4 protein-coding genes and 1 pseudogene are annotated in these 6,544 nt (G+C 54.7%); 1 reads left to right on the top strand and 4 read right to left on the bottom strand.

Features of this window, described 5'->3' with window-relative positions; all coding sequences use genetic code 11:
• The 3 genes and pseudogenes from JCM25143_RS15640 to JCM25143_RS00880 form a co-directional block, all read right to left on the bottom strand.
• A pseudogene (locus JCM25143_RS15640) lies at positions 1–819 on the bottom strand (ABC transporter ATP-binding protein); the annotation flags it as partial.
• A complete protein-coding gene (gene grxB, locus JCM25143_RS00885; RefSeq protein ID WP_025859698.1) occupies positions 819–1,463 on the bottom strand; it encodes a glutaredoxin 2 in 645 nt (214 codons plus the stop codon). The pseudogene JCM25143_RS15640 and the gene grxB, both read right to left, overlap by 1 nt.
• Positions 1,464–1,597: 134 nt before the next feature.
• The gene (locus JCM25143_RS00880; RefSeq protein WP_025859697.1) at positions 1,598–2,458 is read right to left on the bottom strand and encodes a LysR family transcriptional regulator; all 861 of its coding nucleotides are present in this window, start codon (positions 2,456–2,458) and stop codon (positions 1,598–1,600) included.
• A 753-nt stretch (positions 2,459–3,211) separates the two neighbouring features.
• Between JCM25143_RS00880 and JCM25143_RS00865 the strand changes: the two genes are divergently transcribed.
• Entirely contained in the window at positions 3,212–4,603 is a 1,392-nt protein-coding gene (locus JCM25143_RS00865; protein ID WP_408735018.1) for an outer membrane beta-barrel protein, read from the top strand.
• Between the two features lie 120 nt (positions 4,604–4,723).
• On the opposite strand, the gene JCM25143_RS00860 is transcribed toward JCM25143_RS00865, so the two are convergent.
• Positions 4,724–6,535, bottom strand: a complete 1,812-nt coding sequence (locus JCM25143_RS00860; protein WP_025859694.1) for an ABC-F family ATP-binding cassette domain-containing protein — start codon at positions 6,533–6,535, stop codon at positions 4,724–4,726.
• Between the last annotated feature and the right edge of the window lie 9 nt (positions 6,536–6,544).

Raw genomic sequence — 6,544 nt, 5'->3', positions numbered from 1 at the left:
CAGGCAGGCGGTGCGGCCGTGGCCCGGCAAGCGGCGGAATGGAGGCCAGCAAAGCTGCGGTATAAGGGTGTGCCGTATGCGCGAACACATCCTGCGCCAGACCTGTTTCCGCCACCCGCCCAGCGTAGAAAACCGCAACCGAATCACAGGTTTCCGCCACAACACCCATGTCATGCGTGATCATCAGCACCGAGGAGCCGTGCTCCTGCCGCAGGCCGCGCAACAGGTCGAGAATCTGGGCCTGTACGGTTACGTCAAGCGCGGTCGTAGGTTCATCGGCAATAAGAAGTTGCGGGCGGCATGATAACGCCATGGCAATCATCGCGCGCTGGCGTAAACCGCCTGAAAGCTGATGGGGGTAGCTATCGGCAGTTCTGTGTGGGTCGGGCACCCCCATATCCGCCAGCAGCCCCAGAGTACGCTGCCGCGCCTGCTTGCGAGACAGTGCCTCATGCACCCTGATCTGCTCATCGATCTGCCAGCCCACGGTATAGACGGGCGTAAACGCCGTCATGGGGTCCTGAAACACCATGCAATGGAACGGCCCCTCAGCTTTCTGAAATGCCGCGCGGCAAGCCCTACCAGTTCCTGCCCATGAAAGAGAATTGAGCCTTCCACCTGCATGGCGGGGCTATCCAGAAGCCCCATGAGCGCCATGGCGGTAATGGACTTGCCGCAGCCAGATTCCCCAACAAGCCCCATGATTTCGCGCTCATGCACGGTAAAGGAAACGCGCTCAACCAACGGCACCATACGCCCGCCAGAACGAAACCCTATACTGAGCTCACGTACCTCCAGCAAAGGGGGCGGAAACACCATCAGATGGCAACCGGGTCCAGAAGCGGAATGCCGCAAAGCTTGGAAAGGGTCTGCCGGTAAGTCTGCACCGAAGCTGGGTACTGCACGCCTTTGATAAGAGACAGGCTATGCAGCTGGGCAAAAAGATCGATGTCATCATAAGACAGGGTGCCATTGACCGCATCGGGCTTTTGCACAAGTGGCGCGAGTTCCTGCACCCAGGCATTAACAGCCTCAACAGCAGCCGCTGCGTTTTCCAGCACTGTTACGAAAGGTGTGGATGCATTTTCCTTATGTTGCAGGAAATAGGCGCGGGCCGAGGTTGTGGCGAATTCGGGGAAGGGGGCCATAGCTGCCCGAGGCAAAAACTCACGATACAGCAGGCCGCGCCCACGATTTATCCATTCCGCCACTGCCGGGTTGCGGGCCCCTGTCAGAACCGGCGTGTCACGGCTGTCAATCAGGGCAATAATATCGAGGCTTTCCGGCATGAACCGGCCAGCAGTTTGCAGGATCGGCACAACCTTTCTGCCCACCATACCCATGGGGGTCTGCTCATCATCGTTCATTAGCACCACAAGCTGGAACGGGATGGCTTTCAGGCCAAAAATCATTCTGGCTTTAATGCAGAAAGGGCAATGCTCGTACACATAAAGCGTGTCCAATTTCGGTCTCCCACCTGCTATCGTCCACTCTGTAACCAGACAGCCTGTTTAGAGCGTTATCCGCCTTGTAGCCAAGAGAGTATCCGATACAACACAGGAGAAAGCATTGGAGAACACACTGATACGGGTAGCGCCTAACGGCCAAAGTCCGTCAGAAAATCGAGAAATTTTTTCAGGGCGATATTTTTCTTTTTCCGGGGGGTGACAATGCCAACTTCCTTTTTTTCCACAAATTCGGGAATGGAAATAAACCGGACATTTTCCTGCCCGCTCAACGGCGTGGAAAACGGAATAATTGCAACACCTGCCTCCTTGGCCACCATATCCAAAATGAGGCTGATTTCCTCTGTCTGCGCGATGTCATGCACAATCAGGTTCTGGCTTTTCAAAAAGGCATCTACCTTGTCTCCCGCAAAGGAGCGGCAGGCATAGCGGATCAACGGATAGGTCTGGAGTATCTGCCGCCAGGGGAGGGGGCCGGTGTTTTCAGGCACCGCCAGCACATAAGGCTGCACCTGAAGAAGACGCCACTCCAGTGTCTGCATCAGATGTGCCGCCGGACGCGCCATAATGGCCATATCAAGCGCACCTTCCTCAAGCCGTGCGAGCAAGGCCTGCTCCCGATCTACCGCGACGGAAAAATGGACTTCGGAAAAAACCTTAAGAAACTCCTCCATAGCCAATGCCAGCAGGGACGCATGCCCCGTCGCTGCAACACCTATTTCAAGGTCTCCCTTTACCGCTTCATTCCGCGCGATATCGCGCATGCGCTCATACCGCGCGACAATTTCGCGGGCCTGCTCCATAGCCACGATCCCGGCGCGGCTCAGCTTGACGGAGCGCCCCGTGCGCTCGAACAGGGCGTAACCGAAATCCTGCTCCAGACGTCGAATCTGGGCACTGATCGCAGATTGGGTAAGGCCCACCCGCTCCGCGGTCGCCGCAAAATTTTCAAGCTGGCCAGCCACCAGAAAAGTACGAAGCTCGGGGATCATGAGGATGCTTTGTAAAAAAAATTTAACGGGAAGAAAAAACGTTATTTAAAGTATAATTTTTGAATAAATAATTCTCAATAAAAACTATTCACCACAATAAAATAAAATATTTTAGATTAAATTTATTTTTATTGTTATTGCGTAAACAGTTCATGGTTTTCACTATGGTCTGGCAATTTATACCAAACAACATGACAACACCCAAAGGCCAGATTCCACAGGCCGAATATTGCCCACCGCCTCAAAGCCAGCCACAAAAAAAAATGTTCAATCTGACTTTGTGCGACATTCTGCCACATCATGCGACATAATGGTCGCATGATTGGAAATGCGCCACAGACTGAGAAAAACATCAGTTAAACCAAGGTTTTCTGCCTTCACTCACCAAGGCTCCCGAACGCAGTAAGCAGCCCCTCCAGATTTCGTGATATATTTACAACATCAGGAAAAATAGCAGTCCATTTTTGGTCATCCGATCAAAAAAACACGGAAAACCACGGTTTTCCCTCATTTCCACAGCGATCTTTGTGTTGCCGTTCCGAAACAAAACAGCTAGCTTCGAAATATCGGAGCACCCGAACCAAATTTTGGATAAAACCCCAGTATCTGTTGAGAGAAGATTTTCTTTCAGCCGTTTCGTGGGCAACGCCAAAGCGAGGCAGAAGGTTCCTGGCCAAACTCTGAAACCGGGAAAGGTTGATAAACGTGCATAAAGTTGTGAAGCAACAACGGAAACTGAAGCTGGCCCTTTGCATTGGCACTCTGTTTACAATCGTGCCATCCGCTGTCTTCGCGCAGATACCGGATCAGCCACTGAACGATGCGGAACGCCCGTTGGTGTCCCTTGCGCCCGCAGAGCAGGACAAGGTTGTGGAAGAACAGGCCCAGACGGGCAACATCTTCAAGCGCAAACCCGGTGCCAAGCACTCCTACTGGGATAACCTCGAAGGCCACCTGACGGTTGAAGCCGGCATCGCAGGTAACCCGTGGACGAAATCTGGCCGAAACTTTGCACAGTTTTATGTCGACCGCGCCAATACCGTACAGCTCAACCAGATTCTTGGCTCGCTCTCTCATCCTGTTGAAGACGTTGGTCACGGATATGGCATTGGCTTTGTCATCGAAGATCTTTACGGCTCGGATGGCCGCTTTGATCCGACGATTGGCATGGGGTCCGGCGCACTCAATGGCCTGTATCAGTGGGTACCCACTCAGGCACACATTGATGTCAAATTTCCTTGGCTCTTCAAAAATGGCATCGATGTCCAGGTTGGGCAGATGTACGGTCTAATTGGCGCGGAAGGCACGCCCGCCTTGGCCCGTCCCTTCTACAGCTTTGGTTATGCATCGGATTATATCGTACCGTTCGAAATGATCGGTGTCGTCGCAACCATGCATATTACAGATCATTATGACTGGATTCTGGGTATCGACGCCGGTGAATCCACGAGCTTTGGTGCCGCCAGCAACAACAGCCGTCCAAAAGGCTGGTTCGGGTTTGCAGCCCACGACCTGATGGGCGGCAAGCTCAATGCCCATCTGATTGGCCATTTTGGTCCTGAGCAGAACAATCGAACCGCTCGCTGCACGGCTGATGGCTCCATGTGCAGCGCAGGTATTGGCAGACAAGCCAATGACTACGTGCAGGAAAACGCTGATGCTATGATCAGCTACAAACTGAACGATAAAATGACCGTCACAGTTGACGGAACATGGGTCCATGATGACTATCTGCGCGCTGATGCCTATGGCGTTACCACGTTCTTTGCATATGACATCAACCCCAACCTGACTTTTAATGCTCGTGGTGAAATTTTTCGCGACAACACCGGAGCGTTCATTACAGAGTATTCAAGCTACACGTCCTTCACCAAGGCAATCAGCAACCAGCCTTATCCCTACTATAACGCACTTCCCACTACCTACGGCGAGCTGACCGTCGGCGTTACTTATCGTCCTGAATTCATCAACAGGAACGTACATTTTGGCCAATTTACGTTCCGGCCGGAAATGCGACTGGATAAGTCCCTGAACGGCACAAACCCCTTCAACCAAGGCTGCTCCAATGGTGCCCAGCAGTGCACCGTCAACAACGGCACAAACAACATGCTGTGGTTCAACGCCGATGCAATCTGGAACTTCTGATCAGCTCAATCTGATCTAATTCCGGACAAAACAGTAAGGCCAGTCTCGGTTGCCCGAGGCTGGCCTTACGTTTTTATAACTTCGAAAAGTGCTCAAGACAGAAAAGCGCCTGCAGGGCTTTCAGTCCGCCTGCAGGGCTTCGCGCTTCATTTCCAGTTCCAGCCAGCGCTCTTCGCAGGCCGCAAGTTCAGCCTCAGCAGCCTGCAACTTTGCTGTGTATTGTTCAAAGCGGGCAGGATCGCGCCCATACAGGGTTGAATCCTGTAGTTTTTCGCGCAAATCAACAATACGCTTTTCAAGCTGCGCCATTTCTTCGGGCAGGCGGTCTAGCGCATACTGATCCTTGTAACTCAGCTTTTTCGCAGCGCCACGCGTCGGCGTTGCCGCCTTCGAACCGGGGGCAGGGGCCGCAGCTACTACGGGTTCTGCCGTCAAAGGCTTCTGCTGCCGTTGCACCAGCATATCGCTGTAACCACCAGCATATTCAATCCACTCGCCGCCGCCCTGCGTGGCCACCACAGATGTTGCGACACGGTCGAGAAAATCACGATCATGGCTGACCAGCAGCACTGTCCCTTCATAAGTGGACAGCATATCCTGAAGGATATCGAGGGTTTCAAGATCGAGATCGTTCGTTGGCTCATCCAGCACCAGCAGGCTGGAGGGCTTGGCTAGCGCGCAAGCCAGCATCAGCCGACCCCGTTCTCCCCCCGACAGAGCACCCACAGGTGTCCGCGCCTGTTCCGGCCGGAACAGAAAGTCCTTCATATAGCCAATGACATGCCGCTTTTCCGAACCCACCAGCACCATATCTCCCCCGCCTTCGGTCAGGGTATCAGCCAAGGTACGTTGTGGATCGAGTGCGCGACGCTGCTGGTCGAGTGTCACCATTTCAAGCGACGGCCCACGCATGATCCGTCCGCTATCAGGCTCTTCATGGCCGGTCAGAAGTCGCAAAAGCGTGGTTTTACCCGCACCATTGGCACCAACAATCCCTAGCCTGTCTCCCCGCAACACCCGTAGATCGAGATTACGGACGACCTGCTTTTCTCCCCAGGCTTTGTTAACCTCTTCGGCTACGGCAACGAGTTTGCTTGACGGGCCGGCCATCTGTGCATTCAGGGTCACGGTACCGGTGGCTCGCACGGTTTCGCGCCGGGTCGCACGCAGGCCTGCGAGTTCGCGCACTCGCCGCACATTACGTTTGCGGCGAGCGGTTACGCCATAACGCATCCAGTCTTCTTCACGCGCGATCTGCCGGTTGAGCTTGTGAGCATCACGCTCTTCCTGCTCAAGCAACTCCTCACGCCATGCCTCGAAACGGGCAAAGCCTTCATCCAACCTCCGGCTGATGCCGCGATCAAGCCAGACAACCGAGCGGGACAGTGTGGCCAACAAGCGCCGGTCATGGCTGATGATCACCAGTGCCGTGCCAAGCTCAAGCAGCTCGCGTTCAAGCCACTCGATGCTGGGCATATCCAGATGGTTGGTCGGCTCATCAAGCAACAACACATCCGGTGCTGCGGCCAGCACACCGGCTATGGCGCAACGGCGTGCCTCACCACCGGAAAGGGTAGGGGTCTTTTCCTCCCCAGTCAGCCCAAGAGCGCCCAGCATGGCGGCTGCACGCCATTCCTGCTGCGGGTCGGATATCTGGGCCAGCACGTAATCGAGAGTTGTCTGGTAAGCGCTCAGATCGGGTTCCTGCGGCAGATAGCTCAGCCGGGCCCCCGGTTGCAGGAAGACCGTGCCGGAATCAGGCTGGATCTGCCCGGCGGCTATTTTCAGCAGAGTTGATTTGCCCGACCCGTTGCGCCCGACAAGGCACAGTCGCTCACCACGCCCCACGGCAAAACCCGCCCCCGCGAGCAACGGCTTGCCACCAAGGGTCAGGGAGATGTCCTGCAAGGACAGAAGAGGAGGAGCCGCCATGAAATATTG

The sequence above is a fragment of the Acetobacter papayae JCM 25143 genome (genome assembly GCF_000613285.1).
Lineage (GTDB): Bacteria > Pseudomonadota > Alphaproteobacteria > Acetobacterales > Acetobacteraceae > Acetobacter > Acetobacter papayae.
Note: the sequence above shows the minus strand (reverse complement) of the source record. Positions and strands in the feature narration are given on the sequence as shown.